The 21,908-nt window shown below is 58.9% G+C and carries 17 protein-coding genes; 4 read left to right on the top strand and 13 right to left on the bottom strand.

Annotated features, from left to right (window positions below):
• Positions 1-38: 38 nt before the first annotated feature.
• The 9 genes from sucD to sdhC form a co-directional block, all read right to left on the bottom strand.
• Positions 39-923, bottom strand: coding sequence for a succinate--CoA ligase subunit alpha (gene sucD, locus QMX86_RS13150; protein ID WP_016773680.1), 885 nt, complete (start codon positions 921-923; stop codon positions 39-41).
• A complete protein-coding gene (gene sucC / locus QMX86_RS13145; RefSeq protein ID WP_016773679.1) occupies positions 923-2,089 on the bottom strand; it encodes an ADP-forming succinate--CoA ligase subunit beta in 1,167 nt (388 codons plus the stop codon). The genes sucD and sucC overlap by 1 nt, the downstream gene beginning before the upstream one ends.
• 182 nt (positions 2,090-2,271) lie before the next feature.
• Positions 2,272-3,708 (bottom strand): dihydrolipoyl dehydrogenase, encoded by a 1,437-nt coding sequence (gene lpdA, locus QMX86_RS13140; protein WP_016773678.1) that lies wholly within the window; start codon positions 3,706-3,708, stop codon positions 2,272-2,274.
• A gap of 108 nt (positions 3,709-3,816) precedes the next feature.
• Positions 3,817-5,052: a 2-oxoglutarate dehydrogenase complex dihydrolipoyllysine-residue succinyltransferase gene (gene odhB, locus QMX86_RS13135; RefSeq protein WP_282384437.1), complete on the bottom strand. Its 1,236-nt coding sequence runs from the start codon at positions 5,050-5,052 to the stop codon at positions 3,817-3,819.
• 44 nt (positions 5,053-5,096) lie between these two features.
• Positions 5,097-7,928 carry a 2-oxoglutarate dehydrogenase E1 component gene (locus QMX86_RS13130; protein WP_041479560.1) on the bottom strand — a complete coding sequence of 944 codons (2,832 nt, stop codon included), beginning with the start codon at positions 7,926-7,928 and terminating at the stop codon, positions 5,097-5,099.
• A gap of 251 nt (positions 7,929-8,179) precedes the next feature.
• Positions 8,180-8,884, bottom strand: a complete 705-nt coding sequence (locus QMX86_RS13125) for a succinate dehydrogenase iron-sulfur subunit (RefSeq protein ID WP_016773675.1) — start codon at positions 8,882-8,884, stop codon at positions 8,180-8,182.
• 11 nt (positions 8,885-8,895) lie between these two features.
• Positions 8,896-10,668, bottom strand: coding sequence for a succinate dehydrogenase flavoprotein subunit (sdhA, locus tag QMX86_RS13120; protein ID WP_024012149.1), 1,773 nt, complete (start codon positions 10,666-10,668; stop codon positions 8,896-8,898).
• Between the two features lie 3 nt (positions 10,669-10,671).
• Positions 10,672-11,040 (bottom strand): succinate dehydrogenase, hydrophobic membrane anchor protein, encoded by a 369-nt coding sequence (gene sdhD, locus QMX86_RS13115; protein ID WP_008049683.1) that lies wholly within the window; start codon positions 11,038-11,040, stop codon positions 10,672-10,674.
• Positions 11,034-11,408, bottom strand: a complete 375-nt coding sequence (gene sdhC / locus QMX86_RS13110; protein WP_016773673.1) for a succinate dehydrogenase, cytochrome b556 subunit — start codon at positions 11,406-11,408, stop codon at positions 11,034-11,036. The genes sdhD and sdhC overlap by 7 nt, the downstream gene beginning before the upstream one ends.
• A 363-nt stretch (positions 11,409-11,771) precedes the next feature.
• On the opposite strand from sdhC, the gene gltA reads away from it, so the two are divergent.
• The gene (gltA, locus tag QMX86_RS13105) at positions 11,772-13,061 is read left to right on the top strand and encodes a citrate synthase (protein WP_003222994.1); all 1,290 of its coding nucleotides are present in this window, start codon (positions 11,772-11,774) and stop codon (positions 13,059-13,061) included.
• Between the two features lie 1,019 nt (positions 13,062-14,080).
• Here gltA and QMX86_RS13100 read toward each other — a convergent pair.
• The 3 genes from QMX86_RS13100 to QMX86_RS13090 all read right to left on the bottom strand — a co-directional run bounded on the left by QMX86_RS13100 (position 14,081) and on the right by QMX86_RS13090 (position 17,127).
• The gene (locus QMX86_RS13100) at positions 14,081-15,739 is read right to left on the bottom strand and encodes a cation acetate symporter (protein ID WP_016771015.1); all 1,659 of its coding nucleotides are present in this window, start codon (positions 15,737-15,739) and stop codon (positions 14,081-14,083) included.
• Positions 15,736-16,047, bottom strand: coding sequence for a DUF485 domain-containing protein (locus QMX86_RS13095; RefSeq protein WP_016771016.1), 312 nt, complete (start codon positions 16,045-16,047; stop codon positions 15,736-15,738). The genes QMX86_RS13100 and QMX86_RS13095 overlap by 4 nt, the downstream gene beginning before the upstream one ends.
• Positions 16,048-16,275: 228 nt before the next feature.
• On the bottom strand, positions 16,276-17,127 hold the full coding sequence (locus QMX86_RS13090; protein ID WP_016771017.1) for a glycine betaine ABC transporter substrate-binding protein: 852 nt from the start codon (positions 17,125-17,127) through the stop codon (positions 16,276-16,278).
• Positions 17,128-17,424: 297 nt separating this feature from the next.
• Here QMX86_RS13090 and QMX86_RS13085 point away from each other — a divergent pair, with 297 nt between their 5' ends.
• A complete protein-coding gene (locus QMX86_RS13085; RefSeq protein ID WP_282387385.1) occupies positions 17,425-19,020 on the top strand; it encodes a beta (1-6) glucans synthase in 1,596 nt (531 codons plus the stop codon).
• Between the two features lie 120 nt (positions 19,021-19,140).
• Here the strand turns inward: QMX86_RS13085 and QMX86_RS13080 are convergent, their stop codons facing one another.
• On the bottom strand, positions 19,141-19,509 hold the full coding sequence (locus QMX86_RS13080) for a hypothetical protein (RefSeq protein ID WP_282387387.1): 369 nt from the start codon (positions 19,507-19,509) through the stop codon (positions 19,141-19,143).
• 224 nt (positions 19,510-19,733) lie between these two features.
• Here QMX86_RS13080 and QMX86_RS13075 point away from each other — a divergent pair, with 224 nt between their 5' ends.
• On the top strand, positions 19,734-21,032 hold the full coding sequence (locus QMX86_RS13075; RefSeq protein WP_024012145.1) for a serine protein kinase PrkA: 1,299 nt from the start codon (positions 19,734-19,736) through the stop codon (positions 21,030-21,032).
• Entirely contained in the window at positions 21,025-21,813 is a 789-nt protein-coding gene (locus QMX86_RS13070; protein ID WP_024012144.1) for a VacJ family lipoprotein, read from the top strand. The genes QMX86_RS13075 and QMX86_RS13070 overlap by 8 nt, the downstream gene beginning before the upstream one ends.
• Positions 21,814-21,908 lie beyond the last annotated feature (95 nt).

Below are 21,908 nucleotides of genomic sequence, written 5' to 3'. Positions count from 1 at the left end.
GTGGCCTTTGTTGCTGGAGCTAAAAAGTCAGCCGAAGCTTACTTCTTCACTTCCCAGCCAGTCAGCTCGGCCAGGGCCTTGCCGATGTCTGCCAGCGAACGCACGGTTTTAACGCCTGCGTCTTGCAGCGCAGCGAATTTCTCGTCTGCAGTGCCTTTGCCGCCAGAGATGATTGCGCCAGCATGGCCCATGCGCTTGCCCGGAGGAGCAGTCACACCAGCGATGTAGGAAACAACCGGCTTGGTCACGTTAGCCTTGATGTAGGCAGCCGCTTCTTCTTCAGCCGAACCGCCGATCTCGCCGATCATCACGATCGCCTCGGTCTTCGGGTCTTCCTGGAACAGCTTCAGGATGTCGATGAAGTTCGAACCCGGGATCGGGTCACCGCCGATGCCGACGCAAGTCGACTGACCGAAACCGGCGTCAGTGGTCTGCTTCACAGCTTCGTAGGTCAGGGTGCCGGAACGCGAAACGATACCGACCTTGCCTGGCAAGTGAATGTGACCTGGCATGATGCCGATCTTGCATTCGCCTGGGGTGATCACGCCTGGGCAGTTAGGGCCGATCAGGACTACGCCCAGCTCGTCGCACTTAACTTTGGCGTCCAGCATGTCCAAGGTAGGAATGCCTTCAGTGATGCAGACGATCAGCTTGATGCCGCCGAATGCCGCTTCCAGGATCGAGTCCTTGCAAAACGGAGCCGGAACGTAGATCACGCTGGCGGTAGCGCCAGTGGCAGCTACTGCGTCTTTTACGGTGTTGAACACTGGCAGACCCAGGTGCTCGGTGCCGCCTTTGCCCGGAGTTACGCCGCCAACCATCTTGGTGCCGTATTCGATGGCTTGCTGGGTGTGGAAACTACCTTGCGAACCGGTAATACCCTGGCAGATAACTTTGGTGTCTTTATTGATCAGGACGCTCATTATTTGCCCTCCGCAGCTTTGACAACTTGTTGAGCAGCGTCGGTCAGGCTGGTAGCAGCGATGATGTTCAAACCGCTTTCTGCCAGTACTTTAGCGCCCAGCTCAGCGTTGTTGCCTTCAAGGCGAACAACAACCGGGATTTTCACGCCGACTTCTTTCACAGCGCCGATGATGCCTTCGGCAATCATGTCGCAGCGAACGATGCCGCCGAAGATGTTGACCAGTACTGCCGCGACGTTCTGGTCGGACAGGATGATCTTGAACGCTTCAGTAACGCGTTCCTTGGTAGCGCCACCACCTACGTCGAGGAAGTTGGCTGGCTTGCCGCCATGCAGGTTGACGATGTCCATGGTACCCATGGCCAGACCGGCACCGTTGACCATGCAGCCGATGTTGCCTTCCAGGGCTACGTAGTTCAGTTCGAACTTGGCAGCGTGCGCTTCGCGCGGATCGTCCTGCGACGGATCGTGGAAAGCCTTCAGCTTAGGCTGACGGTACATGGCGTTGGCGTCGATGTTGATCTTCGCGTCGAGGCAGTGCAGATCGCCGTCAGCCTTGATCACCAGCGGGTTCACTTCCAGCAGAGCCAGGTCGTGGTCTTTGAACAGCTTGGCCAGACCTACGAAGATCTTGGCGAACTGAGTGACCTGCTTGCCTTCCAGACCCAGCTGGAATGCCAGCTCGCGACCCTGGGATGGCTGAGCGCCAACCAGTGGATCGATAGTGGCCTTGAGAATTTTTTCTGGAGTGTCGTGAGCGATTTTCTCGATGTCCACGCCACCTTCGGTGGAAGCCATGAACACGATGCGACGGCTCGAACGGTCAACGACAGCGCCCAGGTACAGCTCTTTAGCGATATCAGTGCACGATTCAACCAGGATCTTGGTGACTGGCTGGCCATTGGCGTCAGTCTGGTAAGTCACCAGACGCTTGCCCAGCCACTGCTGTGCGAAGGCTTTGGCGTCTTCTTTGCTGCGAACCAGCTTTACGCCGCCCGCTTTACCGCGACCACCGGCGTGAACCTGGGCTTTGACGACCCACTCGTTGCCGCCGATCTTGTCGCAAGCTTCTGCTGCTGCTTCCGGGGTGTCTACTGCGTAACCAGTGGAAACTGGCAGGCCGTATTCAGCGAACAGCTGCTTACCCTGATACTCGTGAAGATTCATGCTTTTTACCGTCTTCGTTAGGTACTGCGCATTCGGCGCTGCGCTCGTTTGAGTGCCGCGCCACCTGTGACTGCTGCTTGCGTAGCTGGGCTACGCAAGACTGCGTCCGGCGGACATTCCGCGGTGAGTCTTGCTCGCAAGGCTCACGACGGGCCGTTGCCGCCGTGGTTTCTTATTATGTCTTAACGCTTCTTGCGGTTGGCAATGTGAATGGCGCCGCCATTCACTGCCAGAGCAGCTTCGTGCAAGGCTTCGGACAGGGTCGGATGGGAGAAAACCATCATGCCCAGGTCTTCAGCGCTGGTGCCGAATTCCATACCGATCGCGCCCTGCTGAACCAGTTCTGCAGCGCTCGGGCCAATCACGTGCACGCCCAATACGCGGTCGGTCTTGGCATCGGCGATGACCTTGACGAAACCACCGGTATCGTTGGCAGCCATGGCACGGCCGGAAGCGGCGAACGGGAAGGTGCCGACGTTGACTTCAACGCCTTCGGCCTTCAGCGCCTGCTCGGTTTTGCCAACCCACGCGATTTCCGGGTGAGTATAAATAACCGAAGGGATCAAATCATAGTTCATCTGAGCCTTGTGGCCCTTGATGCGCTCGACAACCATGATGCCTTCTTCCGAAGCCTTGTGGGCCAGCATCATGCCGCGAACCACGTCACCGATGGCGAAGACGCCCGGTACAGCTGTGACGCAATGGTCATCGACCGCGATGAAACCGCGCTCGTCGATTTCCACGCCACAGTCGGCAGACAGCAGATCAGTGGTCACCGGACGGCGACCAACGGCTACGATCAGCTTGTCGAAAGTGATGGTCTGTTCGCCGTTGGCATCGGTGTAGTTGACGACGACTTCTTCGCCGTTGACTTTCGAACCGGTAACGCGAGCGCCCAGCTTGATGTCCAGACCCTGTTTGGTCAGGGTTTTCAGCGCTTCCTTGGAAACAGCGGTGTCCGCTGCCATCAGGAAAGTGTCCAGTGCTTCGAGAACAGTCACTTCTGCACCCAGACGCGACCATACCGAACCCAGCTCCAGACCGATCACGCCAGCGCCGATCACGCCCAGACGTTTAGGTACGGACTGGAACTCCAGAGCGCCAGTCGAATCGACGATGACTTTCTGGTCAACCGGAGCCGGTGGAATGTCGATCGGACGCGAACCTGGCGCGAGGATGACGTTTTCCGCTTCGATGACTTCAACCGAACCGTCCGGCTTGGTGACTTCGACTTTCTTGCCGGCCAGCAGCTTGCCGTGGCCCTGGATCGAAGTAACGCCGTTGGCCTTGAACAGGGTGGCAACGCCGCCGGTCAGGTTCTTGACGATGCCAGCCTTGCGGCCAACCATCGCAGCGACGTCCATTTTGACTTCGCCGGTCGAGATACCGTGAACGTTGAAGCTCTCTTTGGCTTCCTTGTATTTCCACGAGCTGTCGAGCAGCGCCTTGGAAGGAATGCAACCCACGTTCAGGCAGGTACCGCCCAGGGCTTGCTTGCCCTCTGCGTCGGTGTACTTCTCGATGCAGGCAGTGGTCAGGCCCAACTGAGCAGCCTTGATGGCCGCTACATAGCCACCAGGGCCGGCACCGATCACTACTACGTCAAATTTCTGCGACATTCAAAAAATCCTCTTTAGCAATAAAGCTACAAGCCGCAAGCTTCAAGCTGCAAGCCCACCCGCTCGCCTTGAGCTTGAGGCTTGTAGCTGAAAGCTTGCAGCTGCTTTTTAGATATCCAGCAACAGACGAGCCGGATCTTCCAGCAGGTTCTTGATGGTCACCAGGAAGGTCACAGCTTCTTTGCCATCGATCAGGCGGTGATCGTAGGACAGAGCCAGGTACATCATCGGACGGATCACGACCTGACCGTTGATGGCCATCGGACGCTGGATGATGTTGTGCATGCCCAGGATCGCTGCCTGCGGCGGGTTGACGATCGGCGTCGACATCATCGAACCGAAGGTACCACCGTTGGTGATGGTGAAGGTACCACCGGTCATCTCGTCCATCGACAGTTTGCCGTCACGGGCTTTCTTGCCAAATGTTGCGATGCCGCCTTCGATTTCAGCCAGGCTCATCAGCTCGGCGTTACGCAGAACCGGTACCACCAGGCCACGGTCGCTGGAAACGGCAACGCCGATGTCCGCGTAGCCGTGGTAAACGATGTCGCCGCCGTCGATCGACGCGTTGACAGCCGGGAAGCGTTTCAGCGCTTCGGTGGCCGCTTTCACGAAGAACGACATGAAGCCCAGGCGTACGCCGTTGTGGGACTTCTCGAACAGGTCCTTGTACTTCGAACGCAGAGCCATGACTTCGGTCATGTCGACTTCGTTGAACGTGGTCAGCATCGCCATGTTCGACTGGGCTTCAACCAGACGCTTGGCCACGGTGGCACGTACGCGAGTCATCGGTACGCGCTTCTCGATGCGGTCGCCGGCAGCGAACACAGGCGCAGCAGCCGAAGGAGCAGCAGCCTTGGCAGGCGCGGCAGCCGGAGCGGCTTTCTTCGCAGCGACTGCTGCTACCACGTCTTCCTTGGTCACACGACCGCCCTTGCCGGTGCCGGCAACGGAAGCGATGTTGATGCCGTTTTCTTCAGCCAGCTTGCGAGCGGCAGGAGCTGCGATCGGGTCATCTTCGCCATCGGCAGCAGCCGGTGCGGCAGCGGCAGTAGCAGCCGGAGCAGCAGCGGCGGCAGGAGCGGCGGCAGGAGCGGCAGCAGCGCCGCCCTCTTCGATCGAGCCCAGAACCTGGTTCGACAGAACGGTAGCGCCCTCTTCGGCAACGATTGCGCCCAGCACGCCGTCAGCTTCAGCCAACACTTCGAGCACGACTTTGTCGGTTTCGATGTCGACGATCAGGTCGTCACGCTTGACGGCCTCACCTGGTTTCTTGTGCCAGGTGGCAACGGTGCCATCGGCAACCGATTCCGGGAATGACGGGGCTTTGATTTCGATAGCCATTATCTGTGGGTCCTTAAAATTCGGTTTCAGTCAGCGCGAAGGCGTTAAACAGTGAAAGCATCTTGCAGCAGTTTTTCCTGCTGCTCGGCGTGCATCGATGCGTAACCACAAGCTGGCGCAGCCGAAGCCTCACGGCCCGCGTACTCGAGTACGAGAGTCTTGTCGAGGTTGGCGATGCTGCGACGCAAGTGATGCTGGCTGCAGTACCAGGCACCCTGGTTCATCGGCTCTTCCTGACACCAAACGGCGTGTTTGACGTTGGTGTACGGAGCCAGGACTTCTTTCAAGTCGTCCTCAGGGAACGGATACAGCTGCTCGATACGCACGATGGCGATATCTTCGCGGCCTTCGGCACGGCGTTTTTCCAGCAGGTCGTAGTAGACCTTGCCGCTGCACAGAACCACGCGCTCGACCTTTTTCGGGTCCAGTGCGTCGATTTCCGGGATCACGGTCTGGAACGAACCTTCGGCCAGATCTTCCAGCGTCGAGATGGCCAGCTTGTGGCGCAGCAGCGACTTCGGCGTCAGCACGACCAGCGGCTTGCGCAGCGGACGGATCACCTGACGACGCAGCAAGTGGTAGATCTGTGCTGGCGTGGTCGGCATGCACACCTGAATGTTGTGCTCGGCGCACAGCTGCAAGTAACGCTCAAGACGAGCCGAGCTGTGCTCAGGGCCCTGGCCTTCGTAACCGTGTGGCAGCAGCATGGTCAGACCGCAGAGACGGCCCCACTTGTGCTCGCCGCTGGTGATGAACTGGTCGATCACGACCTGAGCACCGTTGGCGAAGTCGCCAAACTGGGCTTCCCAGATCACCAGCGCGTTTGGCGTGGTGGTCGAGTAACCGTATTCGAATGCCAGTACCGCTTCTTCCGAGAGGAACGAGTCGTACAGGTCGAAACGTGGCTGACCGTCGTACAGGTTCTGCAGCGGAATGTAGGTGCCCGCGTCTTTCTGGTTGTGCAACACAGCGTGACGGTGCGAGAACGTACCGCGGCCGATGTCCTGACCGGTCATGCGAATCGGGTGACCTTCGAACGCCAGGGTCGCGTACGCCATGGTTTCGGCGTAACCCCAGTTGATCGGCAGGCCGCCGGCTTGCATCTTCTGACGGTCTTCGTAGATCTTCGCGACCTGACGCTGAACGACGAAGCCTTCCGGAATTTCCAGCAGCTTGGCGGACAGCTCTTGCAAGGTTTTGAGATCGAAACGCGTGTCGTGACGCGCGGTCCAGGCGTGGCCCAGGTACGGACGCCAGTCGACGAACAGCTCTTTGTTCGGCTCTTTGACCAGCGATTTCACTACGTGCAGACCGTTGTCCAGCGCGTTGCGGTATTCGTCGACCTTGGCCTGAACGCGTTCAGCGTCAAGCACACCGGCCTGGGTCAGGCGATCAGCGTACAGCTCACGGGTGGTGCGCTGCTTGGTGATCTGCTGATACATCAGTGGCTGGGTGCCGCTTGGCTCGTCGGCCTCGTTGTGGCCGCGACGACGGTAGCAGACCAGATCGATCACCACGTCACGCTTGAACTGCATGCGGTAGTCGATGGCCAGTTGGGTCACGAACAGCACCGCTTCCGGATCATCACCATTCACATGGAGGATCGGCGCCTGGATCATCTTGGCAACGTCGGTGGCGTACTCGGTGGAGCGCGAGTCCAGCGGGTTGCTGATGGTGAAACCAACCTGGTTGTTGATCACGATGTGCACGGTACCGCCGGTCTTGAAACCGCGGGTCTGCGACATCTGGAAGGTTTCCATGACCACGCCCTGACCGGCGAATGCCGCGTCACCGTGGATGGAGATCGGCAGAACTTTCTCACCGGTCAGGTCGTTGCGACGGTCCTGACGGGCGCGCACCGAACCTTCGACCACCGGGGAAACGATTTCCAGGTGGGACGGGTTGAACGCCATGGCGAGGTGAACTTCACCGCCGGTGGTCATCACGTTGGACGAGAAGCCCTGGTGGTATTTAACGTCACCGGAACCCAGCTCGACCTTCTTCTTGCCTTCGAACTCGTCGAACAGCTCGCGCGGGTTCTTGCCGAAGGTGTTGACCAGTACGTTCAGACGGCCACGGTGGGCCATGCCGATGACGACTTCCTTGGTGCCGTACGAGCCGGAACGCTGGATCAGTTCGTCGAGCATCGGAATCAGGCTTTCGCCGCCTTCCAGACCGAAACGCTTGGTGCCCGGGTATTTGGTGCCCAGGTATTTTTCCAGGCCTTCACCGGCAGTCACGCGCTCAAGCAGGTGGCTCTTGATGTCGGCGGAGTACGTCGGACGACCACGCACGCTTTCCAGACGCTGCTGGAACCACTGGCGCTGCTCGGAATCGGTGATGTGCGTGAATTCAGCGCCGATGGTGCGGCAATATGTCTGCTGCAACGCTTCGTGAATTTCGCGTAGGCTCGCTTCCTCTTTGCCGATGAACAGGTCGCCGGCACGGAAGGTCGTATCAAGATCGGCATTGGTCAAGCCGTAATGATTGATCGACAGGTCTGCAGGTGCAGGACGCTGCCACAGCCCCAGCGGGTCAAGCTGGGCTGCCTGGTGGCCACGCATACGGTAGGCCTGGATCAATCGCAGCACTTCAACTTGCTTCTTCTCGTGCTCACTGCTCACGCTGCCGGCGGAAACCGGTTGGGCGCGGCGCTGGTTCTTTGCCAGCAGCACGAAATGATCGCGAATCGTCGAGTGCGAAACATCAGTGGCAGAGTTGCCGTCGGCTGGCAACTTCTGAAAGTAGGTGCGCCACTCTTCTGGCACAGCGTTAGGGTCGTGCAGGTAGAGCTCATAAAGCTCTTCCACATAGGCAGCGTTTCCACCTGAAAGGTAGGCGCTGTTCCACATGCGCTGCATCACGCTTTCTTGCATGCTTGGTCACCCTCGGTTAGGGGAACACCATCGGTGTCGACACCGAGCAAACTTGCAGAAGTCCGAATGCAGCGACTAAAACAAGCCACCTAGGATCACACTGATAGTCCGGGTACCAGCCCGGATGCCCCTGCTTGTCTCATTTCTTCAAAAGAAGAGCTGCAGCTTATGGCTACGGCTCTGGTTATAGCCATGACGCGGGTTGAAGCCCGCGCCACAGCCTCTACGGTGCAACGGTTACAGCAGCTGAATCACACGCCGCTCGAAAGCAGCATGTTACGGATGTGACCGATGGCCTTAGTCGGGTTCAGGCCTTTCGGACATACGTTGACGCAGTTCATGATGCCCCGGCAGCGGAAAACGCTGAACGGGTCGTCAAGTGAAGCCAGACGCTCGCTGGTCTTGGTGTCGCGGCTGTCTGCCAGGAAGCGGTAGGCTTGCAGCAGCGCAGCAGGACCCAGGAACTTGTCCGGGTTCCACCAGAAGGACGGGCAAGAGGTCGAGCAGCAGGCGCACAGGATGCACTCGTACAGACCGTCGAGCTTTTCGCGCTCTTCTGGCGACTGCAGACGCTCGATGGCCGGAGCCGGCGTGTCGTTCTGCAGGTAAGGCTTCACCTTCTCGTATTGCTTGTAGAAGATGCTCATATCGACGACCAGGTCACGGATAACCGGCAAACCTGGCAGCGGACGAACGATCAGTTTGTTGCCTTTTACAACGGCAGACAGCGGCGTGATGCAGGCCAGACCGTTCTTGCCGTTGATGTTCATGCCGTCGGAGCCGCAGACGCCTTCACGGCAGGAGCGACGATAGGAGAAACCTTCGTCCTGCTCTTTGATCAGGGCCAGCACGTCCAGCACCATCAGGTCTTTACCACCGGTATCGACCTGGAAATCCTGCATGAACGGCGCGGCGTCCTGATCAGGGTTGTAGCGATAAACACTGACTTGCAACATGGCGGTCACCCTTAATAAGTCCGGACTTTAGGTTCGAAAGTCGGAACAGTCTTCGGCGAGAAGTTCACGGCACGCTTGGTGACGCGCTTGTCACCCGGGAAGTACAGGGTGTGGCACAGCCAGTTTTCGTCATCACGGTCTTCGAAGTCTTCACGGGCGTGAGCGCCGCGGGACTCTTTACGTACTTCGGCCGCGATGGCGGTAGCTTCAGCCACTTCCAGCAGGTTCTGCAGTTCCAGCGCTTCGATACGTGCAGTGTTGAACGCTTGCGACTTGTCGTTGATCTTCACGTTGGCGATACGCTTGCGCAGATCGGCCAGCTGAGCGATGCCCTTCTGCATGTATTCGCCGGTACGGAATACACCGAAGTAGTTCTGCATGCAGCTTTGCAGCTCGCGACGCAGGGTGGCAACGTCTTCACCGTCGGTACGGTTGTTCAGCGCGTTCAAACGCGACAGTGCAGCTTCGATGTCGGACTCGGTAGCGTCGTCGTATTCGATGCCATCGGTCAACGCCTTTTCCAGGTGCAGGCCGGCAGCGCGACCGAAGACCACCAGGTCGAGCAGCGAGTTGCCGCCCAGACGGTTCGCACCGTGTACCGATACGCAAGCCACTTCACCTACCGCGAACAGACCAGGAATGATCTGGTCCTGACCTTCGGCGTTCTGGGTGATCGCCTGGCCATGAATGTTGGTGGCAACGCCGCCCATCATGTAGTGGCAGGTCGGCACAACCGGAACCGGAGCAACGACCGGGTCAACGTGGGCGAAAGTCTTCGACAGTTCGCAGATGCCTGGCAGACGGCTGTGCAGCACTTCCTCGCCCAGGTGGTCGAGTTTGAGCATCACGTGGTCGCCATTCGGACCGCAACCGTTGCCGGCGATGATTTCCTTGACCATCGAACGGGCAACCACGTCACGACCTGCAAGGTCTTTCGCGTTCGGAGCATAACGCTCCATGAAACGCTCGCCGTGCTTGTTGATCAGGTAACCACCTTCACCACGGCAACCTTCGGTAACCAGTACACCGGCGCCGGCGATGCCGGTCGGGTGGAACTGCCACATTTCGATGTCTTGTACCGGCACGCCAGCACGCAGAGCCATGCCGACGCCGTCACCGGTGTTGATCAGGGCGTTGGTGGTGGACGCGTAGATACGGCCTGCACCGCCAGTGGCCAGGACGGTGGCCTTGGCACGGATGTAGGAGGTTTCGCCGGTTTCGATGCAGATCGCGATCACACCAACGAATTCGCCTTCCTGGTTTTTCACCAGATCAACAGCGTAGTACTCGTTGAGGAACGTAGTGCCGGCTTTCAGGTTGCCCTGATAAAGCGTGTGCAGCAGCGCGTGACCGGTACGGTCGGACGCAGCGCAGGTACGTGCAGCCTGACCGCCCTTGCCGTAGTCCTTGGACTGGCCACCGAACGGACGCTGATAGATGCGGCCTTGCTCGGTACGCGAGAACGGCAGCCCCATGTGATCCAGCTCGAACACGGCAGCCGGGCCTTCCTGACACATGTATTCGATAGCGTCCTGGTCACCGATGTAGTCGGAACCCTTGACGGTATCGTACATGTGCCAGCGCCAGTCATCGTTCGGGTCAGCGGAAGCGATGGCGCACGTGATGCCGCCCTGCGCGGACACAGTGTGCGAACGGGTCGGGAAAACCTTGGTGATCACCGCAGTCTTGTGGCCGCCCTGTGCCAGCTGCAGCGCAGCGCGCATGCCGGCACCGCCACCACCAATAATGATGGCGTCGAAAGAAATCGTTGGAATGTTAGCCATGAATCAGATACCCCAGAGAATCTGCACACCCCAGACGAAGTAAGCGAACATCGCAACGCCGCATACTGCCTGGAAAAGGAAACGTATCGCCGTTGCGGACTTGCCGAACGCCATTGGCGTCAGGTAGTCGGTCGCGATGGTCCACATGCCGACCCAGGCGTGAGCGCCCAGAGCAACAAGGGCCAGCAGGCTGAAAATACGCATTCCGTTGTGAGCGAACAGTTCATGCCACTGGGCATACTCGAGGCCAGGATTGGCGACGATGTATCCGATCAGAAAGATGAAGTAAGCCGCGAGAACGACCGCAGACACACGCTGTGCCATCCAGTCATAGAGGCCCGAACGCGACAGGTTAGTGACGTTAGTTACCATATCCAGACTCCTGCCAGAACGATTACCACCACGGAAACGGCGATAACGATTTTCGAGCCCAGTTTGCCGCCTTCCAGCGTCTCACCGATGCCCATGTCCATGATCAAGTGGCGCACACCGGCTACCAGGTGATACAGCAGAGCGGACAGGATGCCCCAAATCACTAGCTTGGCTAGCGGACTGGTCAGACACGCTTTCACCTGACCGAAGCCTTCCTCGGAGCTCAGCGACTTGTCCAATGCGTAAAGCATGATGGCAAGGCACACGAAGAGGATGACACCGGAGATACGGTGAAGAATGGACGTGTAAGCAGTGACTGGGAGTTTGATGGTCCTTAGGTCTAGGTTTACAGGTCGTTGGCTTTTCACGGCTTTTTTTTCACACTGAAGAGCCCCTAACAATCAGGGCAAAGTTGTTGGGGAGTGCACTGGTCAGGTAACCACCACCCAGGGATGCGACCCCCAATGAAAGCAAGCCCAAAAGCCCTTGGCGGTCGGTGGCCGAGTATAGACAGTTAGGCTACTAATGACAACGCGTTCACCTACCCCCAATAGCGGATTGCACAAGTTGCATAAAAGGCGTAAATGGCAGGCAATTTCGAGGAAAAAGTCGGCTTAAAGCCTTCTGGAGCAAGACTTTAGGCAAATTGACATTCGAATTTATCTCACTATAGTGGTGCGGGCCCTGCGTGGGGGGTCTGTCTGATGGTTCAAGCATAAATAGGAGGCCACATGGCTGACAAAAAAGCGCAGTTGATCATCGAGGGCGCAGCCCCCGTCGAGCTGCCCATTTTAACCGGCACCGTTGGTCCCGATGTAATCGATGTTCGGGGCCTGACGGCCACGGGCCGCTTCACTTTCGACCCGGGTTTCATGTCGACCGCTTCGTGCGAATCGAAAATCACCTATATCGACGGCGACAACGGCATTTTGTTGCACCGCGGCTACCCGATCGAACAGCTGGCTGAAAAGTCGGACTACCTGGAAACCTGCTACCTGCTGCTCAACGGCGAACTGCCGACCGCAGAACAGAAGGCCCAGTTCGTCAGCACCGTGAAGAACCACACCATGGTTCACGAGCAACTGAAAACCTTCTTCAACGGTTTCCGTCGCGACGCCCACCCGATGGCCGTCATGTGCGGTGTAGTCGGCGCCCTCTCGGCCTTCTACCACGACTCCCTGGACATCAATAACCCGCAGCATCGCGAAATCTCCGCGATCCGTCTGGTTGCGAAGATGCCGACCCTGGCAGCGATGGTCTACAAGTACTCCATGGGCCAACCCATGATGTACCCGCGCAACGACCTGACGTACGCGGAAAACTTCCTGCACATGATGTTCAACACCCCGTGCGAGATCAAACCGATCAGCCCGGTACTCGCCAAGGCCATGGACCGGATCTTCATCCTCCACGCCGACCACGAGCAGAACGCTTCGACCTCCACCGTGCGTCTGGCCGGTTCTTCGGGTGCCAACCCGTTCGCCTGTATCGCCGCCGGTATCGCCGCACTGTGGGGCCCTGCCCACGGCGGTGCGAACGAAGCCGTGCTGACCATGCTCGACGAGATTGGCGATGTGTCGAACATCGACAAGTTCATCGCCAAAGCCAAGGACAAGAACGATCCGTTCAAGTTGATGGGCTTCGGTCACCGCGTCTACAAGAACCGCGACCCTCGCGCGACTGTCATGAAGCAGACCTGCGACGAAGTGTTGAAGGAACTGGGCATCAACAACGATCCGCAACTCGAACTGGCCATGCGCCTGGAAGAGATCGCGTTGACCGACCCGTACTTCATCGAGCGCTCGCTGTACCCGAACGTCGACTTCTACTCGGGGATCATCCTCAAGGCGATCGGCATTCCAACCAGCATGTTCACGGTGATTTTCGCCCTGGCGCGTACTGTCGGCTGGATTTCGCACTGGAAGGAAATGCTCTCGAGCCCGTACAAGATTGGCCGCCCGCGCCAGCTGTACACCGGTTACGAGTCGCGTGACATCACCAAGCTGGAAGATCGCAAATAAGGGTTTTTCTTTTTTTGTGATGGTTTAGTGGTGTGTCAGGAACGGCCTCTTATATAGAGGCCGTTTTTGTTTGTGGTCTCAGCGGCCTTCGGGCCGACTGGTTCTTGGATTCTGGGGGCATATCCGTTGCTGCGGGTGCTGCCGCTGGCGGTTTCGCTCTTACAGCGAGTCACCTTTTTCAGACGCCAAAAAGGTAACCCAAAAGGCTTTGCCCCGGCGTACGGCCCGCTCGCTAGGGCTCGGGGTACCTTCGTTACGGGACCGATCCGGGCGCAGCGGCTCCGGTCGGCTTCGCTGCACCTACACTCGCTGTGTACGACTGCGTCGTACGGTCGCTGCGCTCCCACACCCGGATCGATCCCGTAACGAAGCCTGCCGAAAGGGCAAAAGATCAAAAGCAAAAGCCAAAGCCAGATCAAGAGCCCCTCACCCTAGCCCTCTCCCAGAGGGAGAGGGAACTGACCGAGGTGTTTGGGCGAAACACGCCGACTTGCGATACCGAGTCGAATGCAGGTTTTGAACACCTCACAAATCGGCTCCCTCTCCCTCGGGAGAGGGCTGGGGTGAGGGGCGAATCCACCGAAAATCTCAAGCCGTGCGACGCTTCTAACCACTCAACAATGAGCGTTAGCTCGAGTGCTTTTGATCTTGATCCACGGGCGACGTCGGAAGGCTGAGCGGAGGGATTGATCCGGGCGTGGGAGCGCAGCGACCGTCTGGCGCAGCCAGACACAGCGGAAGGAGGTGCAGCGAAGCAAACCGGAGCCGCTGCGCCCGGATCGATCCCGCAGCGAAGGAACCCGAGCCTGCGAGGGCCGAACGTAGGAGCAAGCCTTTTGGGTTACCTTTTCGGCGTTTGGAAAAGGTGACTCGCCGTAAGGGCGAAACCCTAAGCCGCCGTTACCGCAGCAACGGATATACACACCAAACCAACCGATAACCGCCCACAAAAAAACGCCCCAATCTCTCAATCAGGGCGTTTTCTTGAAGCTTGCAGCTTGCAGCTTACATCTGATCTCTTAGTGCGAAACCGCCCCACTCGCCCCCAACCCGGTCTGCGAACGCACAAACTGCGGGAAGAACAGCGCCCGCTCATTGTCCGCAGCCGCCGACTTGTCGGTAATCGAGAAGAACCAGATCCCGATGAACGCAATCATCATCGAGAACAGCGCCGGATATTCGTAAGGGAAGATCGCCTTCTCGTGATGCAGAATCTGCACCCAGATGGTCGGGCCGAGGATCATCAGACCAACAGCACTCACCAGACCCAGCCAGCCACCAATCATCGCGCCGCGAGTAGTCAGCTTCTTCCAGTACATCGAAAGCAGCAGTACCGGGAAGTTGCAGCTCGCCGCGATGGAGAACGCCAGGCCGACCATGAACGCAATGTTCTGGCTTTCGAACAGAATGCCCAGGCCAATCGCCAGCACCGCCAGGGCGATAGTGGTGATCTTCGACACGCGAATCTCATCCTTCTCGTTGGCTTTGCCCTTCTTGATCACACTGGCGTACAGGTCGTGAGAAACCGCCGAAGCACCCGCCAGGGTCAGACCGGCTACCACAGCCAGAATGGTTGCGAACGCCACTGCCGAGATGAAGCCTAGGAAGATGCTGCCGCCCACCGCGTTGGCCAGGTGCACCGCCGCCATGTTGTTGCCGCCGAGCAAGGCGCCCGCTGCATCTTTGAAGGCCGGATTGGTGCTGACCAGCAGGATCGCGCCGAAGCCGATGATGAAGGTCAGGATGTAGAAGTAACCAATGAAACCGGTAGCGTACAGCACGCTCTTGCGCGCTTCTTTTGCGTCACTCACGGTGAAGAAGCGCATCAGAATGTGCGGCAGGCCAGCGGTGCCGAACATCAGCGCCAGACCCAGCGAGAATGCCGAGATCGGATCCTTCACCAGACCGCCCGGGCTCATGATTGCCTCACCCTTGGCGTGCACCTTGATCGCTTCGGAGAACAGCGTGTTGAAGTCAAAGCCCACGTGCTTCATCACCATCAGCGCCATGAACGAGGCACCGGACAGCAGCAAAACTGCCTTGATGATCTGCACCCAAGTGGTCGCGAGCATGCCGCCGAACAGCACGTACATGCACATCAGCACGCCGACCAGGATCACCGCAACGTGGTAATCGAGGCCGAACAGCAGCTGGATCAGCTTGCCGGCACCGACCATTTGCGCGATCAGGTAGAACGCCACCACCACCAGCGAGCCGCAGGCGGACAGGGTGCGAATCTGGGTTTGCCCGAGGCGGTAGGACGCCACGTCGGCAAAGGTGTATTTACCCAGGTTGCGCAGGCGTTCGGCGATCAGGAACAGAATGATCGGCCAGCCCACGAGGAAGCCGATCGAGTAGATCAGGCCATCGTAACCGGAGGTGAACACCAGCGCGGAAATACCCAGGAAGGACGCCGCCGACATGTAGTCGCCAGCGATCGCCAGGCCGTTCTGGAAACCGGTGATCTTGCCGCCCGCCGCATAATAATCGGCGGCCGAATTGTTTTTCTTCGAAGCCCAGTAGGTGATGTACAACGTCGCGCCGACGAAGGCCACGAACATCAGGATCGCCGGGATGTTCAGCGGCTGTTTGGCCACCTCCCCCGTCAACGCGTCAGCCGCCCAGACACTCGGCGCGAAAGCCGCAACACTCAATAGAGCCAGTAGACGCCGGATCATTGCTGAGCCTCCTTGAGAATCGCATTGTTCAGGTCGTCGAACTCGCCATTGGCGCGGCGCACGTAGATGCCGGTCAGGACGAAGGCTGAAATGATCAGGCCGACACCGATCGGGATGCCCCAGGTGATTGAGGATTCAGGACTGAGTTTCGCCCCGAGCACGTGCGGCCCGTATGCGATCAGCAGGATGAATGCGGAGTACAGCCCGAGCATGATTGCCGAGAGAATCCAGGCGAATCGTTCCCTTTTCTGAACCAGCTCCTTGAATCGGGGACTGTTTTGAATCGAGAGGTAAATGCTGTCGTTCATTGTTTTTATCCTCGCAGCACAAATTATTGTTGGAACGTAGCTAATGTATGCGGCTGCGAGAGAGGATCCAGACGACCTTAGTAGTAGATGGCCATGATGTTCTGGCCATTTTCCGGACACCCAAAAACAACTGTGGGAGCGAGCTTGCTCGCGAAGGCGCCGTATCAGTCAACTGACAGAGCGCTTTCGCGAGCAAGCTCGCTCCCACAGAGTTCGGCGGTGAAGCTGTTATTTGGTCCAGTCAGCTACACGATCCGGGTGTTTGGCTACCCAGTCCTTGGCCGCTGCATCAGGCTTGGCGCCGTCCTGGATCGCCAGCATGACCTCGCCGATTTCGTCTTTCGACGCCCACTGGAAGTTTTTCAGGAACTTGGCCACTTCCGGCGCCTTGGCGTCCAGGCCTTTGCTGCCGATGCTGTTCACGGTTTCAGCCTGGCCATACACGCCTTTCGGGTCGTCGAGGAAGCGCAGTTTCCACTTGGCGAACATCCAGTGCGGCACCCAACCGGTGACAGCGATGGATTCGTTCTTCTTCTCGGCGCGGGTCAGCTCGGCAATCATGCCGGCGCCGGAACTGGCCTTGAGGCTGTACTTGTCCAGACCGTAATCCTTGATCGCCTGATCGGTCTTGAGCATTACGCCTGAACCGGCGTCGATGCCGACAATGCGGTTTTTGAAGGTGTCGTCGGTTTTCAGGTCTTCGATCGATTTGGCTTTGACGTACTCCGGCACAATCAGGCCGATCTTCGCGTCCTTGAAGTTCGGGCCGTAGTCGACGACCTGATCCTTGTTTTTCGTCCAGTAGTCACCGTGCGTCACGGGCAGCCAGGCCGAGAGCATCGCGTCGAGTTTCCCGGTGGCCACGCCCTGCCACATGATCCCGGTGGCAACGGCTTGCAGTTTCACGTCGTAACCGAGTTTCTGTTTGATCACTTCGGCCGCCACGTGAGTGGTCGCGACGCTGTCGGACCAGCCGTCAACGTAACCGATGTTCAGGGTCTGTTTTTCAGCGTTGGCGAAAGTGGAACTCATCGCAAGCGCCAGAACGGCACCTGCGCCTAAAAGTCGTCGCATCTTCATCGTTTACTTCCCCGAAATGCTGCGCCCGACGGATGCCGGGCATCGTCAACGTATTGTTATGGTGCACAGCGCCCCCATCACGCCGGACCTCACACACCGAACATCAGCCGATTTTTCAAAAAGGGTACTGATGGTTTGATCATCAACCTCAAGCGGCCGGCGACCTGCTCTGTCAGCGACCTCAAGGCAGCGAGAAACGACATCAGAAAGCCATTAATCAAGCGCGATTAATTGACGCCAGACAATCCGCCCGAACTTTGCATGTACAACGCCAGCGAGCCACCTGCCCTTCTATAAATGCAGGTAACATGCGTCGCTTTGCAGCCACTCGGCCTGACCATGTCCGCAACGTCCCGATTTCCTTTTCTGCCTTATCTGTTCGCCTGCCTGCTCGGGCTCCTGGCCCTTGGCGGTTTCTGGTATGACCTCGGCCAACCGGTGATCCTGCCGGACGCCGCGACGCCGACACACAAATTGCAGTGCGCCTCCTATACGCCGTTCGACAAGGACCAATCGCCGTTCGACGTGCCGTTCAAATTACGCCCCGAGCGCATGGACGCCGACCTCGCGCTGCTGGCGACGCGCTTTGAATGCATCCGCACCTACTCGATGACCGGGCTCGAAGCCATGCCCGATCTGGCGCGCAAGCACGGTCTGAAGTTGATGATCGGCGCCTGGGTCAACAGCAATCCGGTCGATACCGAGCAGGAAGTCGAGCTGCTGATCAAATCGGCCAATGCCAACCCCGACGTGGTTACAGCGGTGATCGTCGGCAACGAGGCACTGCTGCGCAAAGAGGTCACCGGCGCACAACTGGCCCGGCTGATCAACAAGGTCAAAAGCCAGGTCAAGCAACCGGTGACCTACGCCGACGTCTGGGAATTCTGGCTCAAGCACCCGGAAGTCGCGCCGGCCGTGGACTTTCTGACCATTCACTTGCTGCCGTACTGGGAAGACGATCCATCGAACATCGACGTGGCGCTGCGGCATGTGGCGGATGTGCGTCAGGTGTTCGGCAACAAGTTCGCGCCCAAAGACGTGATGATTGGCGAAACCGGCTGGCCGAGCGAAGGCCGTCAGCGTGAAACAGCCGTACCGAGCCGGGTCAACGAGGCAAAATTCATTCGTGGCTTTGTGGCGATGGCCGAGCAGGAAGGCTGGCGTTACAACCTGATCGAAGCCTTCGATCAACCGTGGAAGCGCGGCAGTGAAGGCGCGGTCGGCGGCTATTGGGGGCTGTTCGATGCCGATCGGCAGGACAAGGGCGTGCTCGCCGGGCCGGTGAGCAATGTGCCGTACTGGAAAGAGTGGCTGGCGGTCGGCGGATTGATTTTCCTTGGCACGCTGATGCTTGGCGGTGCTGTCCGCACTACACGTTCGGCGCTGCTGCTGCCACTGCTAGGCGCCGTCGCTGCTTGCTCGATTGGCGCCTGGGGCGATCTGGCGCGGCTGACCACGCGGTTTGCCGGGGAATGGCTGTGGGTCGGACTGCTGACCGGTTTGAATCTATTGGTCCTTGCGCATGCCGCGCTGACGCTAAGCGCGCGTAGCGGTTGGCGCGCGCGAGCCTTCGATTTCCTCGAACGGCGCGCCGGCTGGCTGGTCGTGGCGGCCGGTTTTGCCGCGGCGGTGATGATGCTGGAGATGGTCTTCGATCCGCGCTATCGCAGTTTCGCCAGCATGGCGTTCGTGCTGCCGGCGCTGGTCTACCTGTACCGCCCGGTGAGCGTGCCGCGTCGGGAGATTGCTCTGCTGACCTTTATCGTCGGCGCGGGGATTGCACCGCAGCTGTATCAGGAAGGGATGCTGAATCAGCAGGCGTGGGGTTGGGCGCTGGTGAGTGGTTTGATGGTGGTGGCGTTGTGGCGCTGCCTGCGGGTTCGCAAGGCCTGATTTCAGCGCTTTCGAAATCGCCATCGCTGGCAAGCCAGCTCCCACAGGATTTCTGCTGCACACAAATGTTGTGTTCACCTCAATCCCTGTGGGAGCGGGCTTGCCCGCGATGACTGACTGTCAGACGCTGCGGGACTCGCGGACCAGGCGCAATCCGGCAATCACCACCGCAAATACCGCTAATGTGGTGTTGTACAACGCCAGCGCCGGCAGGCCGAACACCAGCGCCAGCACCGCCAGCCACCACCCTGCCCGTCCCGGCACGACAAACGCCAATACCGCCGCGCCCACCGCCGCCCAGCCCAACACCCTGAAATGAATCATCAGCCCCAGGTTCGACCGCACCAGGCACTCCCAACGACCGGCCTCGTCGACACAGATACCCACCCACTGCCCGTCTTCCATGAAGCCATAGCGCGCGGCATAACTGGCGGCCAGCCACAGCGGCAACAAAACAAGCAGCACAATCACGGGCAAGCGGCGGGACATGGAGCACTCCAATCTGCGGAAATCGGCGGCCAGCTTAATCTGCCGACCGGCATTCGCAAGCACTAACAACTGTTAACTGTTCAGCAAGCCCTCGCAACGTGTATCGTCCAGCTACTATTACCCCGAATTCCGCCTGTTTGGTGCCGCAGCATGGCACTTTGGCGCACGGCCGGTGGTCATAGCCTGCGAACTTCAATCGGCACCTTCCTCTAAGGGATCTAGTCATGCTCCGTTCCTTGCGCTTCGCCGCGCTGTTCAGCGGCCTTATCTTGAGTGCGTCCGCGCTGGCGGTGGATATCGACGCCGCCAGCTATGGCTACCCGCTGACCAACCCGTTCGAGGCGACGATCGCCACGACCCCACCGGACCTGCGTCCGGAGTTGCCGCTGGACGACGACATCAATCAAACGGACCGCAGCCTCACCCTGCGCCCGGAGCGTGAATTCCAGCTGCCGGACAATTTCTGGGCAGTCAAAAAACTCACCTACCGCATCGCCACGCAGGACAAACCGGCGCCGCTGATCTTCCTGATCGCCGGCACCGGCGCGCGCTTTGACAGCACGCTCAACGAATACCTGAAAAAGCTGTATTACAAGGCCGGCTACCATGTCGTGCAGTTGTCGTCGCCGACCAGCTTCGACTTCATCAGCGCCGCCTCGCGTTTCGCCACCCCGGGCGTGACCAAGGAAGATGCCGAAGACATGTATCGGGTGATGCAGGCCGTGCGGGCGCAGAACCCGAAACTGCCGGTCACTGAGTACTATCTGACCGGTTACAGCCTCGGCGCCCTCGATGCCGCGTTCGTCGCGCATCTGGACGAAACGCGCCGCAGCTTCAACTTCAAGAAAGTCCTGCTGCTCAACCCGCCGGTCAACCTCTATACCTCGGTGACCAACCTCGACAAGCTGGTACAGACCGAGGTGAAAGGCATCAACAACAGCACCACCTTTTACGAACTGGTACTGACCAAGCTGACCCGCTACTTCCAGCAGAAAGGCTACATCGACCTCAACGATGCGCTGCTGTATGACTTCCAGCAGTCCAAGCAGCACCTGACCAACGAACAGATGGCCATGCTGATTGGCACGTCGTTCCGCTTCTCGGCAGCCGACATTGCCTACACCTCGGACCTGGTCAACCGTCGCGGTCTGATTACCCCGCCGAAATTCCCGATCACCGAAGGCACCAGCCTCACGCCGTTCCTCAAGCGTGCGCTGCAATGCGACTTCGACTGCTACATCACCGAGCAGGTTATTCCGATGTGGCGCGCGCGCACCGACGGCGGCAGCCTGCTGCAACTGATCGACCAGGTCAGCCTGTATGCGCTCAAGGATTACCTGCACGACAGCCCGAAAATCGCCGTGATGCACAACGCCGACGACGTCATCCTCGGCCCTGGCGACCTGGGCTTCCTGCGTAAAACCTTCGGTGATCGCCTGACCGTTTATCCACTGGGCGGCCACTGCGGCAACCTTAACTATCGCGTCAACAGCGACGCCATGCTGGAGTTCTTCCGTGGCTAAATATCTCCTGCTGATTGCAGCGTTCCTCTGTGCAGGCGTGGCCCAGGCCGACAACAGTAAAGCCGATGCCCCGGTAGTGGTCGACAGCGACGGCTTCAAGGAACCGCTGACCAAACTCAAGTTCAACCCGGGCCTGGACCAGCGCGAGTTCGAACGTTCGACGCTCAACGCGCTGAACGTCTATGACCCGCTGGAATCGTGGAACCGCCGGGTCTACCACTTCAACTATCGCTTCGACCAGTGGGTGTTCCTGCCGGTAGTCGATGGCTATCGCTACATCACCCCAAGCTTTGTGCGTACCGGGGTGAGCAACTTCTTCAACAACATTGGTGACGTGCCGAACCTGGTTAACAGCCTGTTGCAGTTCAAGGGCCAGCGCTCGATGGAAACCACCGCGCGCCTGCTGCTCAACACCACCATCGGCATCGCCGGCCTGTGGGACCCGGCCACCGCCATGGGCCTGCCACGCCAGAACGAAGACTTCGGTCAGACCCTGGGCTTCTACGGCGTACCGGGCGGCGCCTACTTCGTACTGCCGATCTTCGGCCCGTCGAACATCCGCGACACCGCAGGTCTGGCCGTGGATTACACCGCCGACACCGCGATCAATTTCCTCAACGTCGCGGAAGTCAGCTCCAATCACCCGGAAGTCTGGGCCTTGCGTGCGATCGACAAGCGCTACCAGACCAGCTTCCGCTACGGCCAGATGAACTCGCCGTTCGAGTACGAGAAAGTGCGGTACGTGTATACCGAGGCGCGCAAGTTGCAGATCGCCGAGTAAATCGGCTGCCGCAAAACACTGTGGGAGCGAGCCTGCTCGCGAACGCGGAGTATCAGTCTTTATCAATTATTGACTGGACTACCGCATTCGCGAGC

The sequence above is a fragment of the Pseudomonas sp. PS01270 genome, from assembly GCF_029959775.1.
Classification (GTDB): domain Bacteria; phylum Pseudomonadota; class Gammaproteobacteria; order Pseudomonadales; family Pseudomonadaceae; genus Aquipseudomonas; species Aquipseudomonas atacamensis.
Note: the sequence above shows the minus strand (reverse complement) of the source record. Positions and strands in the feature narration are given on the sequence as shown.